The sequence below is a fragment of the Marinilabilia salmonicolor genome (genome assembly GCF_003003035.1).
In the GTDB taxonomy this organism is placed as follows: domain Bacteria; phylum Bacteroidota; class Bacteroidia; order Bacteroidales; family Marinilabiliaceae; genus Marinilabilia; species Marinilabilia salmonicolor_A.
The window spans coordinates 63,661-83,304 of the sequence record NZ_PVTS01000020.1; the positions used below are offsets into that span (position 1 = coordinate 63,661).

Consider the following 19,644-nt stretch of genomic DNA (forward strand, 5'->3'; position numbering starts at 1 on the left):
TATATGAAAGTTCTTGCAATCAATGGAAGTCCCCGAAAAGGTGGAAACACAGAGTTGTTAATTAAGGAGGTTTTTAAAGTCCTGGAATCGGAAGGTATTGAAACCGAATTGATGCACATTGGAGGTAGGGAGGTGAATGGCTGTACTGCCTGTGGAAAATGTCGCAAGGAGAAAGATGGGCAATGCCATATAAAAAATCCTGTCCTCAATGAGTGCATGAAGAAGATGGAGGAGGCTGATGGGATTATACTTGGTTCTCCGGTTTATTTTGCTGATATCACTCCCGAATTAAAAGCACTGATTGATGTTTCGGGTTATGCGCTTCGCGGGGCAGGCAACCCGCTCAGGCGGAAAGTGGGAGCCGGAGTTGCGGTGGCCCGCCGTGCAGGAGCAATGACAGCCTTCGATAGCATCAACCGCTTTTTTCTGATCACAGAAATGATTATTCCCGGCTCTTCCTACTGGAATGTGGGCTATGGTAAGGAGAAAGGTGATGTGTTGAAAGATGAGGAAGGACTGAATACCATGCGTACGCTGGGAGCCAATATGGCATGGCTGTTGAAGAAAATAAATTGATAAAAAGTGGTGAGTCACCGGACTCACCACTTTTCATTATAAAATACTACCCGGATAAACTTCAAGCGCCTTTCTCAGAACCTGAATGGCTTTCTCCAGTTCTTTTTGTTCCAGTACGTAAGCAATCCTGACTTCGTTGGATCCATGCCCCGGAGTGCTGTAAAAACCTGTCCCGGGTGCCATCATCACGGTATTGCCTTCATAGTCAAATTCACTAAGAATCCACTTGCAGAAATCTTCGGTGTCTTTCACCGGCAGTTGCACCATGGTGTAGAAAGCTCCTTTGGGTTCCGGACATTTTACGCCGTGGATTTTATTAAGTTCTTCTACCAGATAATTGCGACGTTGAATGTATTCTTCATACACATCGATAAAGTATTGCTCGGGTGTGTCCAGAGAGGCTTCTCCTACGATCTGCCCCAGGCCCGGAGGACTCAGGCGTGCCTGTCCGAATTTGAGTGCAGCACTGATCAGTTCTTTGTTTTTGGAAACGAGTGCTCCGATTCGGACACCACACTCACTGAAACGCTTGGATACCGAGTCGAACATCACGGCATTTTCCTCCAGTCCTTTCAGATGTAACACCGATTTATGTTTGTGTTCATCGTAACAAAATTCACGATATACTTCGTCCGAGAAAAAGAAGAGGTCGTGTTTTAGCACCAGTTCACGCAATTCTTCCAATTCGCTGTCGGAGTATAGATATCCCGTCGGGTTGTTAGGATTGCATATGACAATACCTTTGGTTTTTGGGGTAATCAGTGCTTCCAGATCCTTGATGGGAGGTAGTGCAAAATCGTTTTCGATGGTGGAGGTTACCGGTATGATTTTTACACCCGAAGTAATGGCAAAACCGTTGTAGTTGGCATAGAATGGCTCCGGTATGATTACTTCATCTCCCGGGTTCAGACAGCTCAAAAATGCAAAAGTTATTGCTTCGGATCCGCCGGTGGTGATTAAGATATCGGTAAAATCCACATCAATACCGATGGACTGGTAATATTTTGCAAGTTTTTTTCGGTAGGTCTCATTGCCGGCAGAGTGACTGTATTCGATCACTTTATCGGTAAGATTACGGACGGCATCAAGCGCCACCTGTGGAGTAAATATGTCAGGTTGTCCAATGTTCAGATGAATCACATTCGTTCCTCTCTCTTTGGCCTGTTCAGCAAAGGGAACCAATTTGCGAATGGGGGAGGCAGGCATTTGACCGCCTCGAGTTGAAATGTTTGGCATTGGTTCTGTTTTTTTGGTTTATATACAAAGTTAGGGTCGAAAGCCGACAAAGATAATGACACTTTGCATATTTTTAAGAAATTTTGGGGTTTTGGGATGAAATCAACTTTTTGGGGCTTACTTGTGCATCTTAGCGGATAATGTGAACGAAAATAAATAAATTTGCCTCCAAACAGAATTGAATATGGGTGTGTCACGATTTATTTTACTGCTTTTATTTGTGGGGTTGTCGGGCTGGATAAATGTTTCCGAAGCACAGATTGTCAATATTGACAAAAGAAGAACGCGTAATCCTGACAAAGGTTTACAGGGCGAATTTAATCTGGGGTTTAATTTTATTCATACAACCTCCGATCAGAAACAGCTTAATTCAAGAGTCAAGCTTCAGTACAACGATGATTTGAATACTTATCTGTTTTCTTCTGATATCAGTTTCAACCAGGTAGGGGATGAACGCAACCTTAACAATGGGGGGCTGATGTTGAAATATAACTACTGGGTACCTGAAAAAATAATTGTGGCCGAAGGCTTTTTGCAGTATCAGTACAACAGGGTAAAAAGTCTGAAACATCGCTATATTTTAGGTGGTGGTCCAAGATTTAATATTGCTGATGGTGAGAAATTTTCGCTTTTCCTGGTGGGCTACACCATTTATCTTAACGAATTATATGAGTATTCTGATTATGAGCGTCGAAAAAGTCTGGTGAAGTTCAGTTCTATGGGTAGTTTCGACTGGCAAATGGGTGAGGCAGCCAATTTTAGTCACAGTACCTATTATGAGCCCGATTATTCCGATCCGGCAGACTTCAGAATCTGGAGTGAAACTCGCTTTAACGTGCGCATCTCCCAAAAATTTAATTTCGGCCTTTTTGTGAAACTGGAATATGACAATACGGCCCCTCCCGAGGTGGATAAGTTATTTTATACCGTCAGTAACTCATTCCAGTGGCGCTTTTAATCTACCTAGTTTCTGTCCATAAAGTCCCGTTTACTGCGTTACGCCATTAGCGGAAATTGCTCATTTACTCAAGTAAACTCCGCATTTCCGCTAATGGCAAGCCTTGTAAACGGAACCTTCTGAACAGAAATAGCGAACTTGAGAAATTTTGCTTAGTTTATGGACAGGCACTACCTTGAGTTTGTCCCTAAAGTACCATTTACTGCGTTACGCTTGCCTGAAAATTACTCATTTACTCAAGTAAACAAAGTATTTTCGGGCTTGCGTCACCGCTAAAGCTTTAGGCGACACGCGGTCGCAAGCCTGGAAATTGGCATTTTCTGATCAGAAACAGGACTAAAAACAAACTCTGCTTTTTCTATAGACAGACACTAAATAGAGACCGTCTATAAAGTCGGGAAGAATGGTAATTGGAGCTGTGTCGGATCTTGCCCTTCATACCTCACTTCTTTTCAGCTACTGAAGTTTGGAACAAATTTTGTTAAGTATTCGAATAATTACTTGTTGTATTCTAACCCTGAAATTATGAAAAACCTTTTTTTTGCCCTTTTTTTTCTTATTGCCTTGCCCGTTATTGCCTCTGCCCAGGGCGTTCGTGGAACCATTGTTGATGAAAATGGAGATCCTGTTCCAATGGCCGGCATTTATTTACCTTCAGAAAGAACCGGAACCGCCTCTAACAGTGAGGGTAAATATGAAATTCCTCTTTCTCCCGGAGAATATGATCTGGTCTTTCAATCTCTCGGTTTTCGTACCCGGACTTTTCATTTAACGATCCGGAAAACTTGGCTTGACCTGGATATAACGATGGATCCACAGAGCATTCAGCTTCGCGAGGTGGTTGTTAATCCGTCGGGAGAAGATCCGGCTTATGCCATAATGCGAAAGGCCATTGGGATGGCTCCCTACTATTTGCGTCAAACGAATCGTTATCTGGCCGATGTTTATCTCAAAGGGTCCTTTAGAATGGACAACATCCCAAGACTTCTGAAAAACAGCCTTACCATTAGTGTGAACGACGTGGAAGCACCACTGGAGGAGGGTCGGACTTACACTATGGAGTCCATGAATGAGATTACCTTTATTGCTCCCGATACTTTTCAGCATACTGTTCTGGCTTCACGTAGTTCTTTTCCGGCAGGTGATGAGGCTACTGCACTGGGGTTTATCAATAGTAGTTTTTATGAACCCGATAACGGAATGGTTATTTCGCCTCTCGCGCCTCAGGCTATGCGCCATTATAAATTCCGATACGAAGGTTATTTTGAAGATGGGGATGTGGAAGTCAATAAAATTAAGGTAACTCCACGTCGTAAAAGCCAGCAGTTGGTGAATGGGTATATTTATATTGTTCAGGATTTATGGAACATTCACTCACTGGATGTAGAGGCGGAAATGTTCTTTGGAGATATTAGGGTGAAGCAGGTATTTCAACCAGTGAAAGAGGGTGTCTGGTTGCCCGTTACCCATCAGTTCGATTTGGATGTTTCCATGATGGGGGTGAAAGCGGTGGTTGATTATTCAGGGTCTGTGAAATATAAAGAGGTTGAACTGAATAAAGAGCTCGAAACCCCTGAAATATTGCTTGCAGAGAGTGAAGACTCTTTTTCGGAGGATGAAGAGGTGACGGTTACGGAGGAAGAAGAACCATCAAAAGAACAAAAGAAACTGGAAGCATTGCTGGCAAAGGAGGATCTCAGTAACCGTGAAATGATGCAGCTCGCGCGTTTGATGGAAAAGACCTCCGAAAAGGAGGAAGAACGTCAGCCCGCAGATCTGGAGCTGACCAGCACCTATAATATGACGGTTAAAAAAGATTCCATAAAACAGGATTCTGCTTTTTGGGAGACCAGACGTCCCATTCCCCTAACGCCCCTGGAACAGGAGAGTTATGCGCTTGGCGATAGCCTGGCTGCGGTTCATGCTGCAAAAAAAGACAGTGCTGCCGGTGATGTTGATGGCTGGTTGGATAAAGCGACCGGTTTTGCTACGTTTGGAAAACGTTTCTTTAATGGTGATTCATCAGTGATGGTCAACTATAACGGACTTATTGGTCTGGGAAATGTGAATTTCAATCCGGTGGACGGATGGAACTATAAACAATCTCTGAGTGTTTTTTGGAAGCAGGATTCTGTGCATCGTCTGGAACTTACTCCTGAAGCAGGTTATGCATTTTCCAGAGATGAGCTGATGTGGAAAGTAAAAGCGAGACAGACATATGCCCCGTTGTTACGCGGAGAAGTAAGTATGGGTGCCGGCGATGAAACATCAGATTTCAAATCCTCCGGCATTGCTGTGAATTCGTGGGTTGATATGGTTGCGTCATTGGCTTTTAAAGAGAACTATAAGCGTTATTTCGGACGTCGTTTTGTGGAGGTTTCCAATGCCCTGGATTTGGCCAACGGATTGCGATGGGATGTGTCAGCAGCTTACGAATGGATGACTCCAAGGCTCAATAACAGCAATTATTCCTTTTTCCACAGGGATAAAGATTACCATTCCAATATTCCGGAGAATGACATATTGTTTTTTCACAATCTGGAGGAGCAGGAGAGTTTTTCGTGGGGAACAACCATCTCTTATACACCACGTTATTTTTATCGTATCCACAAAGGACGAAAAATAATGTCTCATTCAGACTATCCTACTTTTTCGGTTTCTGTAAAACAGGGCATTCAGGCATTTGACAGTTCTGCAGATTATCTGTTTTTTGAAGGAGGCGTGGAGCATGAGAAAGATGCCGGCTTTTTTCCCGTTTTGTCATGGGCGGCGAATGGTGGTTGGTTTGCCCGTAACGAAGCGATGCATTTCTCGCATTTTAAACACTTTAATTCTTCTGCTGTGCCTGTCAGAATTACCGGGAGTCCTGCTTTTCGTTTGCTCGATGATTATGAGGCATCAACCAACGAATGGTATCTGCAGGGACATTTGAAATATACTTCTCCTTATTTGTTGTTGAAGCGATTGCCCGTATTGAGCAATCGTTTGTGGCAGGAATCCCTTCACTTCGATTATCTGCATACTCCCGGGTTTCGCAATTATACGCAGGTTGGGTACTCCATTGACCAAATTTTATTGATGGGCAGTATTGGGGTTTTTGCCGGATTTGAAGACGGTGAATATAAGCATTGGGGCGTAAGTGCTGTGCTGGATTTTTGAGTAGTCATGTTTTTTTCGTGCAATTGGATCAAAAATGTTTTACCTTGCATAATAGTCAGATTTAAAATGTTGAGACACTTGGCGTTCGGGTGTTGTTTCCTTGTTGGATCTGGCCACCCTTATTTATTAATTATTTCTTTTTTATTATGAACATTTTTGTTGCAAAGCTCAGCTCACGGACCAAAAGCGAAGATCTTGAGCAAATGTTTGGTGAATTTGGAGAAGTTTCCTCCGCCAAGGTGATTATGGATCGTGAAACCGGTTATTCAAAACGTTTTGGTTTTGTTGAAATGCCCGATGACAGTGCTGCCAATACTGCCATTGAAAACCTGGATGACAAGGAGTTTGACGGTAGCCGTATTGTGGTTAAAAAAGCCCGGCCACGCGAAGAAACCGCCGGTAGGGGTGGCGGACGTCAGTTCCGCCAGTCGCGGTAAAGAAATGTAAAGGCTGTCTGATGGGCAGTCTTTTTTTATGACTTAATGAGAGCATTTTAGTTTTGAATTATGAGTCTGTCTAGTTGCAAAGCTCCATCATCGTTCATCCCTGTTATTTCGGATTTTTAATTATAGCATATTTTCCTGTATTTCCTGCAATGTTTGTATTACTAAAATATCAATCAGCTCCTTTGCGAAGTTGGTGGTCTTATTATGCTTTGTCGTGTCTTAATTTAATTATAAAGGTTGGGGTTTTTGTTAATTTTGCCAATTATTCGACGCTTACCTACCTTTTTTGACAAGTCTTAAGGTTTACAGGAATAATACGCGCATGATATTTTTTACGCATAAATATCACATAAGAATATGTTAAAAAATTATGCGAGAGTGAAGCGGTTTTATTCGCTCATAAGATCTTAATGACTACTTATTAAGTGATTACAAAACTTTAATCGGATGAATCGAGCATGGAGCTTTGATCTCTCAAAACTGCCGCAAAAGAGGACATATAAAAGATTCGCGAGTTCCATCAGACCAATTTTCAATTTAGCAACTATTCCCACCAAAGTTGGTCTCTTCGGTCTTGGAACCATTTTTTCAAGTGTATTGGCGTTGGCTTATGTGCTGAATTTGTCATTTCAAAAGAAAACACAAGGATTATCTGAAATTATTCCTGTGTTTAAGAAAAACTCTTATGCCCATTTTTGGGAAGCAATCATCATGGGGATATTCATGGCGGCAGCTTTAGCGATGGGCTATTTGCTGAAGTTTGAGAACCCTTATTGGATTCCGGTTTCCTGTGCAGCAGTGATGCAAGGGGCATCTTTGTATCATATTGCCCAAAGATCATTGCACAGAATTATAGGAACCTTTGTCGGGTTAGGATTTTGTTGGGGTTTATTGAATATCAGCGATAATGTTGTAATGCTTTGTTTTTTTATAATAATGTTGCAGCTTATTGTAGAAATACTGGTGGTAAGAAATTATGCATTCGCTGTGATTTTTATAACCCCGTTGGCAATTTTTCTATCCGAAGCAGCGAATCCTCTTATCCATTCTCCCAATGACCTCATTAAATTACGTTTAATGGAAACATTAATAGGCAGTTTGTTGGGAGCTTTAGGTGGGTGGATTTTGTATAAAGAAAAAATAAGATATGCTTCTATTCTTGGATTTAAAAAAATCAGCAATGAATTTAAAGTTGGTTAATTTATACATCTACTCCGAACGTTTGCAGCCATTATAAGAATAGATGTAATCTGGAAAACCTTCAGGAACCATTTATTGTTTCAAATTAGAATGGCAATAATTTTTCCATGGAAAATAAACTTATTTACTACATAAGGAAATGGACTGATATCACCCGGGAGAAAGAGGCTGATGTTTACAAGGCTTTTGAAACCATTTCGGTAAAGAAAAAGCAAAAACTGCTTATTCCCGGAGATACGTGTAAATACATTTACTTTATTACCCAGGGAGCTTTACGTTCTTGGTTTGTCGATGACAAAGGGGTGGAACATATTTATCAAATTCGTCTGGAAAATGGTTGGATTAGTGATCTTGAAAGTTTCTTTTCGCAGAGACCCTCCAAATATTATATTGAGGCGTTGGAAGATTCTAAATTGCTCCGTATTTCATATGAAAGATTAGAGGCGCTTTACATCCAGGTGCCATCGCTGGAGCGCTATTTTCGTATCTTATTTCAGAAAGCCTACATCAATGCTCTTGAACGACTGAATTCCACTATGTGGGAATCGGCAGTGGACCGCTATAATAATATGATGAAAGAAAATAAAGATATTTTTCAACGTGTCCCGCTTGTGTATATCGCTTCTTACCTGGGTATTACACCCGAAAGTCTGAGTCGCATCCGCAAAAAACGGCAAGTCTAATCGCTTTTTTAAATATTGATTTTATCCCGAATGTGAATAAGGCAACTCCTAAACTACCTTTGCGTTCAACCATTCCACCGAATCATTTTTTCACTTCTCATTTCTTAACATAGGTCAAGTGTTTGAGGTTGGATGTCACCTTAATTTTGCATTACAATAATTTCGATTCAGTTCATTGAAATATATTGAAGATTGACTGATTTCAACTTCAAGAATAGATTAGTTAATGAAACGAAAAACATTTTTAAAACACCTGGTGGTATCCACGCCATTAATGTTTACAGCTATGAAATTAAATGCACTTCATAAATTGGCCGGATCAATGGAGAACACTTACCGAATGCCGGTCTTATTTTTGGGACATGGGAGTCCTATGAATGCCATTGAGGAAAATGAATTTGTACAGGGATTCAGAAATATCTCCTTAGAAATTGAAAAACCAAAGGCTATTTTGGTAGTATCAGCTCATTGGGAGACCAATGGTACAAAAGTGACAGCAATGGATCAACCCGAAACCATTCATGATTTTGGGGGTTTCCCGCGAGAATTGTACGAGGTAGAGTATCCGGCGCCCGGCATGCCTGCTCTTGCTCGCGAAGTAAAAGAAATTGCCCGTTCTACTGAGGTGCATCTGGATGATAAGTGGGGCCTCGATCATGGGGCCTGGTCCGTAATACGGCACATGTACCCTGGTGCTGATGTTCCGGTTATTCAATTGAGTCTTGACTGGAACAAAAGCCCGCGAGAGCATTATGAACTGGCTCGGGAGCTCGAAAATCTTAGGGAGAAAGGAATTCTGATCGTTGGTAGCGGTAACATGGTTCACAATTTAAGGCGGGTGGACTGGCAAAAACTTAACGAAAACTATGGGCACGATTGGGCCATTGAGGCCAATGAAAAAATGAAACAATTTATCAGGGAGGGAAATCATCAGGCATTAATTAATTACTCCAAACAAGGTAAGGCCTTTGAATGGTCAATCCCCACACCCGAACATTATCTGCCTTTGTTGTATGCCCTTTCACTACAAAACAAAAAAGAAGAAATATTTCTTTTTAATGATGAACCCGTGGGCGGAGCATTAACTATGACTTCAGTGAAAATAGGATAAATAATCACAATGCTAATCACAAAAAACTAGCGCTATATGATGATCCTGGATAAAGAAAGTCTGACTTTTTCGCTCTCGGCTGATGAGGGGCCCGAAGAAAGCATTTCTCTAAAGATGGGGTATGCTTGTGTGAGCGAGGAATTTTTTAAAAATGATTTTCCAACTGAGGCAGAGACCGATTATGCCATTAATTATATTGAAGATGTCTTGATGAGTAATAAAAGGCTTCATGAAAACAACGGAAGACTTTTCTCTTCAGATGAAATATTGAAATCAGTATTTCAAAAAAACGGACTTGAGAAGGAATTATTTTCACGCCGTGAGATAGAGAATCTTTTTAGTCAGTACGCGAAAGTGGTTATGGGGGCTCCACGTTCTTATCTGGGTGCCGGATTTTGCAAAAAGGATTATGCAGCTGTTTTAATTCTTCGGGAAATCATGCATCATCTTGATTATGAAATTTTGAAAATTTGCTAACGTTTTCCGGACAATGGTGATAAAAAATAGCTGATATAAATGATTCCAATGAATGCCGGACAAGTTGAAATTTCTTTCGGATCCGTAGTCCCATTTTTTCATATATCTATCGTCCACTATTGGCGGCAGTTTTTTAGTGACTCTAACTATTCTCCGCTAGATACTCGAAGGTCAGCGACTTTTTGTTATTTTTGCAGCTTGTATTGAACAACAGAGCAAAGATTTAAAATATTATGGAAATAGCAAGCAAGTACAGTCCGGCCGATACAGAAGGCAAATGGTACAGTTACTGGATGGAACAGGAGTTTTTTAAGTCTGTTCCCGACGAGCGCGAACCCTACACCATGGTGATTCCGCCACCGAACGTTACCGGCGTGTTGCACATGGGGCATATGCTCAACAATACCATTCAGGATATTCTGGTGCGCCGTGCGCGTATGCAGGGCAAAAATGCTTGCTGGGTTCCGGGTACCGATCACGCTTCCATTGCCACCGAGGCTAAAGTGGTAAACAAATTGAAAGAGGAGGGTATCTCTAAATATTCGCTATCGCGTGATGAATTTCTTAAGCATGCCTGGGATTGGACCGATAAACATGGTGGTATCATTCTGGAGCAGCTCAAGAAACTGGGTGCTTCCTGCGATTGGGATCGCACCTGTTTTACGATGGATGAGGTCCGTAGCGAAGGAGTAATTAAGGTATTCGTTGATCTCTATAAAAAAGGATACATCTACCGGGGCATCCGTATGGTGAACTGGGATCCGGCGGCCAAAACAGCCCTTTCCGATGAGGAGGTGATCTACCGTGAGGTGCAGTCGAAACTTTATTACATCCGTTACCAGGTGGAAGGTGAGGAGAATGAGTATGTAACCATTGCTACTACGCGTCCCGAAACCATCCTGGGTGATACCGCCGTTTGCGTGAATCCCAACGATGAGCGTTTTAAGCATCTGGTGGGTAAAAAAGTGCTGGTTCCTCTGGTAAATCGAGCCATTCCTGTACTTGAAGATGAATACGTAGATATGGAGTTTGGTACCGGATGTCTGAAAATTACACCTGCGCACGATATCAATGACTACGAAATTGGGATGCGCCACAATCTGGAGAGCATTGATGTATTGAATGATGACGGTACATTAAGTGAAGCTGCCGGACTTTATGTGGGTGAAGATCGATTTGATGTTCGTGACAAAATTGCTGTTGACCTGGAGAAGGCTGGCAGTATGGTTAAGATTGAAGACTATACCAATAAAGTTGGTTTTTCAGAGCGTACCGATGCGGCCATTGAACCCAAACTCAGTACGCAGTGGTTCCTTAAAATGTCGGAACTCGCCAAACCTGCCCTCAATGCCGTGATGGAAGATGAGGTTCGTTTTCATCCTCCTAAATTCAAAAATCTCTACCGTCACTGGATGGAAAATGTGAAGGATTGGTGCATCTCCCGGCAACTTTGGTGGGGGCACCGTATTCCTGTTTATTATTTGGAGGATGGCAGCTTCGTGGTGGCCGAAACTGATGAGGAGGCACTGCAATTGGCTCGTGAAAAAAGCGGAAATGCCACCCTTAGTATGGATAACTTAAAACAGGATGAGGATGTTCTGGATACCTGGGCGTCATCCTGGTTATGGCCCATTACCGTTTTTGATGGTTTCAATCCCGACAATAACGAAATAGATTATTACTATCCGACCAATGACTTGGTGACCGCCCCTGAGATCATCTTTTTCTGGGTAGCTCGTATGATTATGGCCGGTTACGAATATCGGGGAACTTATCCGTTCAAGAATGTCTATTTTACCGGAATTGTTCGGGATAAGCAACGCCGTAAAATGTCCAAGTCGCTGGGGAATTCACCAGAGCCGTTGGAACTTATCAAAAAATACGGAGCCGACGGGGTGCGTATGGGAATGTTGATGTGCTCACCAGCTGGAAACGATATCCTGTTTGACGAGAGTCTTACCGAGCAGGGGCGCAACTTTGCCAATAAAATCTGGAATGCATTTCGTCTGGTAAAGAACTGGGAAGTAGCATCCGGTGCAGAGCAACCCGAGAGTTCAGCCACTGCTGTGGAGTGGTTCCAAAACAAACTGATGGAATCCATCGGGAAAATTAATGATCACTTCGATAAATATCGTATCTCTGATGCCTTGATGGAAGTGTATCATCTTTTCTGGGGTGAGTTCTCTTCCTGGTATCTGGAACTGATCAAACCAGGGTATCAGCAGCCAATCGATGAAAAAACCTATGAGGCTACATTGAAGTTTTTTGATGATTTGGTACGTCTGTTGCATCCCTTTATGCCTTTCATTACAGAGGAAATCTGGCAGCACCTGGCAGAAAGAAAAGAAGGGGAGAGCATTATGGTAAGCCTTCAGCCGGAAGCGGAGAAGTTCGACGAAACCCTTCTTCAGCAATTTGAATACGTCAAAGAGGCAATCGGTGGTATTCGTAATCTGCGGAAAGAGAAGAATTTATCACCTCGTGAAGCTCTTAAAGTGGTTGTTATGACCGGTAAGGATGGGTATTTCAGTCAGTTGGATCCGGTTTTCAAAAAAATGGCCAATTTGGAATCCATTGAAACTACCGAAGAAAAACTGACCGGAGCGGTCTCATTTCTGGTTAAATCATCAGAGTACTTTGTGCCGCTCGAAGGTCTGATTGATACCGAAGAAGAGGTGGCAAAGCTGGAAGAGGAACTGAAGCGTATGCAGGGATTTCTTAACGGTGTGACCAAGAAACTTAGCAACGAGAAATTTGTGGCCAATGCACCGGAAAAAGTGGTGGAGATGGAGAAGAAGAAACTGGCAGATGCAGAAGCAAAAATCCAGGTGCTTACCGAGAGTATTAAGAACCTGAAGGGATAATTGTATTTTGCCTGTCCATAAACTAAGCAAATTCTGTTTTTAGAGCTGTTTCTGGTCAGAAAGTGCCAATTGCCAGGCTTGCGAAGCCGCTAAAAACGGAGTTTACTAATCGTAAATGAGTATTTTGGCGGCAAGCGTAACGACGCAAGTGGTACTTTATGGAAAGAAACTATTTAAGCGATACATATTAATTTTAAACATGGGGTGGATAGCCCCATGTTTTATAAATATTCGAACATGGGAAAAATATCTGCACTATCAGTATTGTTATTATTTTTTGCTGCAATGTTTATTGTCGGTTGCGCCCCCAAATATCCGGGTGTGCCTGAGAAATATCATGCAGGACTGGACGAGGCGCTGCAAGCTGCCGGAGAAAACCGGGTTGAATTGGAAATGGCATTAAATGAGATCCCCGATTCTCAAAAATCAGGAATGGCATTTTTGATTGTAAACATGCCTCAGCGTGACCTTGAAGAGTTGTCTGCCGGATTTTTAAAGGCTAATATTGAATACGCCTACAAGGCACGAGCGTCATTTCCCTGGACCATGGCTTTGCCCGATTCTGTTTTCTTTAATGAAGTGCTGCCTTATGCTTCTCTGAATGAACACAGAGATAACTGGCGGGAGGAATTTTTCAATCTGTTCTATCCTTACGTTAAAGATGCCGTGGATATCAGGGCGGCAATCGATTCTGTCAATCATAATATCGCGAACATTGTTAATGTGGAGTACAATACAAATCGGGAGAAGCCGGATCAGAGTCCGTTTGAGTCAATGAAACAAAATATGGCTTCCTGCTCGGGATTGTCGATTTTGCTTACTGATGCCTTCAGAGCCGTGGGGATTCCTTCTCGTATTGCGGGCACTGCAAGCTGGCATGACGACCGGGGAAACCACAGTTGGAATGAGGTTTTGGTTGATGGACAATGGTATTTTACCGAATATTACCCCAGCGGTTTAAACAAAAGTTGGTTTCTAAGTGATGCGGGAAAAGCTGATAAAAACAATCCCAAATATGCGGTGTGGGCATCCAGTTTTAAAAAGACGGGAGATCCCTTTCCTCTGGTTTGGGACATGAGCATCAAATATGTGCCGGCAGTGAATGTAACTGATCGGTATGTGCGACTCTATCAGGAACAACAAAAATCGAAGGTGGCCTCCGGTGAGCTGGTTGAACTGGAGATTATTATGCTTAAAAACGATAAATGTTCCCTTGTGGGGGATGACCGTATGGCCGTAAATGTTGATGTTTTTAAGGCAGAGGAGCAAGTTGGCGGAGGTCGTACCAGTGGTCCTACGCAGGATTTGAATGATTTCCTTACTTTATTTGTCGATAAAAATGCAACCTATACTTTTCGTTACACCAATGCCAAAGGTGAAATTGTAAATGTGGATAAGACAATTGAAGAAGACCCTCTTCAGGTTCGCCTGTATATGAGTGTTGAAGAATAAATATTAATGAAGATATTACAAGGAAAACCGTGATGTCTAAAGTGTCACGGTTTTTTTATTGAATATTTCCGTGCCCACTAGGCATTCAAATGTTAGGTGTTTAAAACTTAGTTATGCAAGATAACTCACAAAAAAATAAATTCAGGACACCGGATGTAATTCTCATCTCCCTGTCTCACCATATTCATGATATTTATACCGCTTTCCTAGCACCCGTTCAAGTGCTGATTATAGAAAAACTGGCCATTAACTACACACTTTTTGGGTTGTTGTCCGTCATACAAAGGCTTCCCACACTATTTAATCCTTTGGTTGGAATTCTGGCCGACAAAGTGCGTATCCGCTACCTGATGATTTTATCACCCACAGTTACAGCTGTAGCAATGAGCCTGATAGGGGTAGCACCTTCCTATTCTTTTTTGGTTTTACTGATGCTTATTTCAGGGATTGGCTCCACCATGTTTCATGTGCCGACTCCTGTGATGGTAAAACATGTGTCGGGAAACCGAACGGGGCGCGGCATGAGTTTTTATATGGTAGGAGGGGAGTTGGCCCGCACTTTGGGGCCGATTGTTGTGCTTGGAGCCATTGATTTGTGGGGGTTCGAGGGTATTTTTCGTCTGATTCCTGCAGGATTGCTGGCTTCCATCATTCTTTTTGTACGGTTTAGACATGTTGATCTGCGCAAACAGGTAGAAAAAGGAGAGCAATCTGTTTCTTATATGAATACCCTCCGGAAATATCTTCCGGTTTTGCTTATTATTGGGAGTATTACGCTTACCCGGGGATTTATGAAAAGTTGTCTGACGTATTATTTGCCTGGTTATATGGAAAGTATAGGGGAGTCACGGTGGATGGCAGGAATTTCCTTATCCGTGATTTATCTTTCCGGGGCGGCGGGTACATTTTTTTCCGGAACCATATCTGATTTTATTGGTCGAAGAAATACCCTGCTGATTGTTTCCGTGATTTCTCCCTTATTATTAATGATTTTCATCTATTTCAGGGGAGTTTTTACTTTTCCTTTGCTTATAGCGATGGGGTTTTTCCTGTTGGCACCCACTCCTGTTTTTCTGGCCATTATCCATGAGCTAAAAACAGAGCATCTTCCCTTTGTGAATGGCCTTTATATGACAAGTAATTTTTTGTTGGGGTCTGTCTCAACCCTGGTGGCAGGTTACGGCTTTGACCATTTTGGCAACGAAGCCACCTTTAAGTTTGCAGCAGGGATGGCACTTTTGGCGATTCCGGTAACCATTTATATCAAAAGACGGAAACCGTTTCAGGATCATTAAAAGATAAAAATTATTTTTGCATTATGGAGTCGCTGATACCTAACCAGTACGGTATTGGTATCTAAAATGTCATGCTTCTTTTTAAAAGGAACCACTTCTTTCCAAACCGTATCAAGTTGTGATACGGTTTTGGAATCAGAAGTTTCGCGCTTGCCGGACTCAATATTGCAGGCTGCAAATGAAGCAATACAAATTATGATGAATACTATTTTTTTAATCAACATAGAACACTTGGTTATTGGTTTTTGTAATGGTTTTTTCTTCCTTGATACTGGCAAGAGATTTAAATTCATCAATGGACATAATCCATTGATTCTTTTTGGTTTCATAGTCAATGTAATTTCCATCCTGGTTTCTCGTTAAGGTTGTGTTAAACAGGTACATTGATGGTTTCGTGCCTTTCAATCCAATATTAAAGAAAAAATAACGGGGTTCTTTTTCATGTTCCCGAGGCCAATAAATATTCCTGATTTGATCTAATAAAATGCGGATATAGCAGAAGCCATCATTGTAGAAATGAGTTTTATTAATTTTTGATATGTCATATTTAATTTTAACACACATCTTATCTGGCAGTATTTCCTTATATATAAACTCCTCCCCAAACGTTACCATCTTACCTTCTTTAGAAGAATAGGACAACAACCCGAAATCGATGTCCATATTGGGGGTTATCTGCAAAAGATGGCAGTTAAAGGTAATGGTATCTGCTTTTTCTTCGATGAAGTAAGCCGGTGATTCGGGAGTTGTAAGCCCCATAAAGGCTTGTTGCCACCAGTAAAGTTTCATTCTTTTTTCTGACTGAACAATTTGAGGCGACTCTACCAAAACTGCAGGATACAAGCTTCCAAACTCCAGAAGGATGTTTTCATACTGTCGGCATTGTCCGAAATAATCATCGATAATATCTTCAAGAGTTAGGTGTATTAACTGCATTAAAGAGAGTATGTTGGCTTCCCTGTCATAGGCAGATATTGACGAATGTCGGCCAGCATGAGAGATGCTCTGTTGTATAACTACTCCAACAAATTATTTTTCTTCAAAAACTCAATGGTCTCTTTCGTGACCGGAACCGATTCTTTTGGGCTGTGTTCTATTCCTTTTACCTCGGTCTTTTCTGTAGCTTCCTTTCCTTTTTTGCTTTTGTATTTTTCTTTGATGCTCCCGTTTTCATTTATGGGGCATTCTGTCCAGCCACCGGGCGGTTGGGGAACCAAATGAGCGGGGTTTATGGAAACTTCGATTTTTATTTCACTTATTTTAGGGTGATTTTTAACGAATTGTACAATAAAATATTTGTTTAATCGCTCACTGCCATGAGGTATATCAGTTCGGTATTTCTTATCATTAATATAAAACTTACCTAACCCAGTAGGAAATGGACCTGTATCACACCGAAAATCATATATATATGCTATCGCATATTTTTTTTCCGAGTTTTCTTTATATATATATCCAGCTATAAAATATATTACAAGCCCGATTAGTATTGCAGAATAAAAAAAAGTTTCTTTATCTATCTTCATTGCTCTATAAGTTTTCCAAGGCCTTGAATAATCGCATTTTCATTAGATTTTATGACAACTTGCGTACTTGTATCAAATATAAAATTACTACTCTTTATTGTTTCACCTCCGTACTTGTGCAAAGTGCCAGCAATTAATGTTCGGGTTATTACTGCCAGAAGTGTTTTTGTATCTGTGTTTTTTTTGAAGATTGTATCAAATTCAATAATTTCCCAATCCAAAATACTATACTTTACAGTAAACACATTTCCCAAAGCTGCTCCAACAAAAGGTGTAAAAAATGAATCTCCTATTACGGTAAATAAATTCACCTGCCCTTCCTGCGTTATCGTTTGATAACCTACACTTACCACGGCTTTGGATAAAATCGTTTTTGCACTCAACTTACCACTGCCAAGAAGAGCCTTTTTTGCTGCAGCTTTAAATGCATTGCGGGACAACATGCGGGATCCGGCCGCCACTCCTTGCATCATTCCTGCAGTAATAACGCTTGTCAGGACAAATATTGTCCCTTTGGTAACAGGATGATTTATGAAATCTTTTTGCCCCTGATGAATACTCATTCTCATGATATCAGCTTTCTCATTATCTGAAGTATAAACACTCTTTAGCAGACCGGATCTTATTTTTCTGTCTGAATTTACATAAGCCCTGTTGAGAGTTCCATCAGAATTGAATGGCTCCGGCGACAGTTCTGTCGGATTGTTGAGCTTAATGCTGTGAATATCTCCATACTCGTTGATTCGAATGTATTTTAAAACCGCAGTTGGCATTTTGTCTGGCTCAATTTCGCAATGAATGCCTCTTATTGTTTCGTAGGGCATGGCATATACCTTGTAATAAAACGGAGACCATTCATCCGACACAATTCCGGTGTAAACAAGCTCTTCACTACCTCTTGGATCAGGGAAAACTGTTCCGTTGGGATTATTGCCGGTTATGCCAAACTGTCGTTTCATTATATGCTGCGAATAGTTTTCGATATTTGAAAAATGAACGGTTCGGGCAGGGGCATTTTCGTCATTCAATGCTTCTTCACTTAGCCATGCAACTGCTTTTCGATTAACCCCGGAAATGAGTTCGAACAATTCCATGCTTGCATTTCGTAAGCCATTAAGTTCGTCCATGCCTAACAGTTCTTCATAGTTAAAAACAAGCGTTTTGACTTCAAAAAATTCTATCCGGTTGTCCTTTTTTGTGAATTCTGTTTCCGGAAAGATGAATCTGCGACTTACCGGTAGTTTTGCATTGTACTTTTTTTCTATTGCCTGTATTTTCTGTTCAGGGATATCCAGTACATAATCCTCAACATGATATCGTTTTTTCTTTTTGTAAAACGAATTCTTACTGCATGAGGTTTCTCCGTTCTTGAGATTTACAGAAGTCAAAATATCCATAAATCTGGTTTGATTCGGAAAAACATCTTTATAGATCGACACTGATCCAAAAATATCAATAACTTCTTTCCAATAGGCATAATGGATCTCGGAAAGTTTATAAATGTCAAAGTCAATGGCGTGAGTTAAAATGGAATAGTATCCACTGCTTAAATATCCATTACTTGCAAAAAAATCTTCTATGAATTCGATTCCCGGATCCGGATCAGCCTGTTCGTCTTTAATCATAAAATCAACCAGGTCAGCAGGTGTTAAAAGGAATCGACTTAATTGCAAAACTCTGAATTTCCCTTGTAGCAGATTATTTTTTGAGTAATGATTTAGTTCCAGATTAATTCTTGCAGAAGGGGAGTTATTATTGATCTGAGATAAGATTATTTTTTTTGCATCATAAATGGCTTTTCGGGCTTTTTCTCTGGCTTTCAAATCAGTTTGATCTACCGAAACAGTAGTGGGATCAATCCCGGGAGAAGCCTCAACAAATTGATTTAGTGTGCCGTTTTCAATATGTTCCAATAATTCATCGGTCGTGCTGCTAAGCAGAGGGGCCATCATGGCCGCTGTAATAGACAGGTTGGAGTGCAATATTTCGTAACACAAATCGGATACTTGACCTAAAGCATCTTCCAAGACCCAAAAAGCATCTTCTTCGTAATCCCAGTCGTCTTTGTTGGCCATATAACCATTGTAGGCATCATCAAAAGCTATCTTTCACTGTTGCAGACACTTCGAGTTTTTCCAGCTCTCTGGTTGATGGGTTTTCTCTTTCTACATAAAAAGTTATGTTTTCGCCATCGTGTATATCTGTGACATCAGCAGCAATCCTGACCTCTTTTTTGATACGTCCATCTCGTGTCACATGATTATCTTTAAGCCATCTAACATTGTGTATAGCAGGTTCTTTCTTCTGCTCCTCAGCCTCTTTCTTTATCTGCTCCTGGTTTTTCTTTGCCTCTTTTAAGTACTTACTCTTTCCTTTCATTGCGGCGCCTACGCGATCTTTGATGGTAATTTTGGGGAAAGGAATTTCTTTAAGAGGCATCGTTTTGTTCGGAGTAGGTTTGCTTGGACTGATGGTTGCACCGGGAATCCCCTGGACTATCTGTCCTCCATGTGCTGTCATGCTCCCAACAGTTGCAATTGGTTTTCCATTTATAGTGACACCAGGGCAACCCTGAGCGATCATGTCGGGCGGCCCGGCACAAGTACACATATCGCCCATTACAGCAATGGGTTGTCCTTTAATCGTGACCCCGGGCATTCC

17 protein-coding genes are annotated in these 19,644 nt (G+C 41.4%); 11 read left to right on the forward strand and 6 right to left on the reverse strand.

The window, feature by feature from the left end; translation table 11 throughout:
- The first annotated feature begins 3 nt into the window (after positions 1–3).
- Entirely contained in the window at positions 4–576 is a 573-nt protein-coding gene (locus tag BY457_RS16545) for a flavodoxin family protein (RefSeq protein WP_106154437.1), read from the forward strand.
- Positions 577–612: 36 nt separating this feature from the next.
- On the opposite strand, the gene BY457_RS16550 is transcribed toward BY457_RS16545, so the two are convergent.
- Positions 613–1,812, reverse strand: a complete 1,200-nt coding sequence (locus BY457_RS16550; RefSeq protein ID WP_106154438.1) for a pyridoxal phosphate-dependent aminotransferase — start codon at positions 1,810–1,812, stop codon at positions 613–615.
- Between the two features lie 184 nt (positions 1,813–1,996).
- Between BY457_RS16550 and BY457_RS16555 the strand changes: the two genes are divergently transcribed.
- The 10 genes from BY457_RS16555 to BY457_RS16600 all read left to right on the forward strand — a co-directional run bounded on the left by BY457_RS16555 (position 1,997) and on the right by BY457_RS16600 (position 15,457).
- A complete protein-coding gene (locus BY457_RS16555) occupies positions 1,997–2,770 on the forward strand; it encodes a DUF481 domain-containing protein (RefSeq protein ID WP_106154439.1) in 774 nt (257 codons plus the stop codon).
- A gap of 525 nt (positions 2,771–3,295) precedes the next feature.
- Complete coding sequence (locus BY457_RS16560) at positions 3,296–5,929, forward strand: DUF5686 and carboxypeptidase regulatory-like domain-containing protein (RefSeq protein ID WP_106154440.1); 2,634 nt, start codon at positions 3,296–3,298, stop codon at positions 5,927–5,929.
- A gap of 146 nt (positions 5,930–6,075) precedes the next feature.
- A complete protein-coding gene (locus BY457_RS16565) occupies positions 6,076–6,366 on the forward strand; it encodes an RNA recognition motif domain-containing protein (protein WP_106154441.1) in 291 nt (96 codons plus the stop codon).
- A gap of 456 nt (positions 6,367–6,822) precedes the next feature.
- Positions 6,823–7,575 carry an FUSC family protein gene (locus BY457_RS16570; protein ID WP_106154442.1) on the forward strand — a complete coding sequence of 251 codons (753 nt, stop codon included), beginning with the start codon at positions 6,823–6,825 and terminating at the stop codon, positions 7,573–7,575.
- A 107-nt stretch (positions 7,576–7,682) separates the two neighbouring features.
- A complete protein-coding gene (locus tag BY457_RS16575) occupies positions 7,683–8,258 on the forward strand; it encodes a Crp/Fnr family transcriptional regulator (protein ID WP_106154443.1) in 576 nt (191 codons plus the stop codon).
- A 226-nt stretch (positions 8,259–8,484) separates the two neighbouring features.
- Complete coding sequence (gene ygiD, locus BY457_RS16580) at positions 8,485–9,369, forward strand: 4,5-DOPA-extradiol-dioxygenase (RefSeq protein ID WP_181256517.1); 885 nt, start codon at positions 8,485–8,487, stop codon at positions 9,367–9,369.
- 36 nt (positions 9,370–9,405) lie between these two features.
- Positions 9,406–9,846: a hypothetical protein gene (locus BY457_RS16585; RefSeq protein WP_106154444.1), complete on the forward strand. Its 441-nt coding sequence runs from the start codon at positions 9,406–9,408 to the stop codon at positions 9,844–9,846.
- Positions 9,847–10,079: 233 nt separating this feature from the next.
- Complete coding sequence (locus tag BY457_RS16590; RefSeq protein WP_106154445.1) at positions 10,080–12,710, forward strand: valine--tRNA ligase; 2,631 nt, start codon at positions 10,080–10,082, stop codon at positions 12,708–12,710.
- A 237-nt stretch (positions 12,711–12,947) separates the two neighbouring features.
- Entirely contained in the window at positions 12,948–14,162 is a 1,215-nt protein-coding gene (locus tag BY457_RS16595; protein WP_258176775.1) for a transglutaminase-like domain-containing protein, read from the forward strand.
- 113 nt (positions 14,163–14,275) lie between these two features.
- Positions 14,276–15,457: an MFS transporter gene (locus BY457_RS16600; RefSeq protein WP_106154447.1), complete on the forward strand. Its 1,182-nt coding sequence runs from the start codon at positions 14,276–14,278 to the stop codon at positions 15,455–15,457.
- Here BY457_RS16600 and BY457_RS16605 read toward each other — a convergent pair.
- The 5 genes from BY457_RS16605 to BY457_RS16625 all read right to left on the reverse strand — a co-directional run.
- On the reverse strand, positions 15,454–15,681 hold the full coding sequence (locus BY457_RS16605) for a hypothetical protein (protein WP_106154448.1): 228 nt from the start codon (positions 15,679–15,681) through the stop codon (positions 15,454–15,456). The genes BY457_RS16600 and BY457_RS16605 overlap by 4 nt on opposite strands.
- Positions 15,671–16,393 carry a hypothetical protein gene (locus BY457_RS16610; RefSeq protein WP_106154449.1) on the reverse strand — a complete coding sequence of 241 codons (723 nt, stop codon included), beginning with the start codon at positions 16,391–16,393 and terminating at the stop codon, positions 15,671–15,673. The genes BY457_RS16605 and BY457_RS16610 overlap by 11 nt, the downstream gene beginning before the upstream one ends.
- Before the next feature lie 80 nt (positions 16,394–16,473).
- Entirely contained in the window at positions 16,474–16,983 is a 510-nt protein-coding gene (locus BY457_RS16615) for a hypothetical protein (RefSeq protein ID WP_106154450.1), read from the reverse strand.
- A complete protein-coding gene (locus BY457_RS16620; RefSeq protein WP_106154451.1) occupies positions 16,980–19,058 on the reverse strand; it encodes a hypothetical protein in 2,079 nt (692 codons plus the stop codon). The genes BY457_RS16615 and BY457_RS16620 overlap by 4 nt, the downstream gene beginning before the upstream one ends.
- Before the next feature lie 19 nt (positions 19,059–19,077).
- On the reverse strand, positions 19,078–19,644 hold a 567-nt coding region (locus BY457_RS16625), incomplete at its 5' end, for a PAAR domain-containing protein (RefSeq protein ID WP_106154456.1).

What these genes read in the sequence shown, in the direction of transcription:
- ygiD (WP_181256517.1), top strand. Translation starts at nt 8,485, where the DNA reads ATGAAACGAAAAACATTTTTAAAACACCTGGTGGTATCCACGCCATTA.
- BY457_RS16610 (WP_106154449.1), bottom strand. Translation starts at nt 16,393, where the DNA reads ATGCAGTTAATACACCTAACTCTTGAAGATATTATCGATGATTATTTC.
- BY457_RS16555 (WP_106154439.1), top strand. Translation starts at nt 1,997, where the DNA reads ATGGGTGTGTCACGATTTATTTTACTGCTTTTATTTGTGGGGTTGTCG.
- BY457_RS16600 (WP_106154447.1), top strand. Translation starts at nt 14,276, where the DNA reads ATGCAAGATAACTCACAAAAAAATAAATTCAGGACACCGGATGTAATT.
- BY457_RS16560 (WP_106154440.1), top strand. Translation starts at nt 3,296, where the DNA reads ATGAAAAACCTTTTTTTTGCCCTTTTTTTTCTTATTGCCTTGCCCGTT.
- BY457_RS16575 (WP_106154443.1), top strand. Translation starts at nt 7,683, where the DNA reads ATGGAAAATAAACTTATTTACTACATAAGGAAATGGACTGATATCACC.
- BY457_RS16615 (WP_106154450.1), bottom strand. Translation starts at nt 16,983, where the DNA reads ATGAAGATAGATAAAGAAACTTTTTTTTATTCTGCAATACTAATCGGG.
- BY457_RS16545 (WP_106154437.1), top strand. Translation starts at nt 4, where the DNA reads ATGAAAGTTCTTGCAATCAATGGAAGTCCCCGAAAAGGTGGAAACACA.
- BY457_RS16590 (WP_106154445.1), top strand. Translation starts at nt 10,080, where the DNA reads ATGGAAATAGCAAGCAAGTACAGTCCGGCCGATACAGAAGGCAAATGG.
- BY457_RS16550 (WP_106154438.1), bottom strand. Translation starts at nt 1,812, where the DNA reads ATGCCAAACATTTCAACTCGAGGCGGTCAAATGCCTGCCTCCCCCATT.
- BY457_RS16605 (WP_106154448.1), bottom strand. Translation starts at nt 15,681, where the DNA reads ATGTTGATTAAAAAAATAGTATTCATCATAATTTGTATTGCTTCATTT.
- BY457_RS16585 (WP_106154444.1), top strand. Translation starts at nt 9,406, where the DNA reads ATGATGATCCTGGATAAAGAAAGTCTGACTTTTTCGCTCTCGGCTGAT.
- BY457_RS16595 (WP_258176775.1), top strand. Translation starts at nt 12,948, where the DNA reads ATGGGAAAAATATCTGCACTATCAGTATTGTTATTATTTTTTGCTGCA.
- BY457_RS16570 (WP_106154442.1), top strand. Translation starts at nt 6,823, where the DNA reads ATGAATCGAGCATGGAGCTTTGATCTCTCAAAACTGCCGCAAAAGAGG.
- BY457_RS16620 (WP_106154451.1), bottom strand. Translation starts at nt 19,058, where the DNA reads ATGGCCAACAAAGACGACTGGGATTACGAAGAAGATGCTTTTTGGGTC.
- BY457_RS16565 (WP_106154441.1), top strand. Translation starts at nt 6,076, where the DNA reads ATGAACATTTTTGTTGCAAAGCTCAGCTCACGGACCAAAAGCGAAGAT.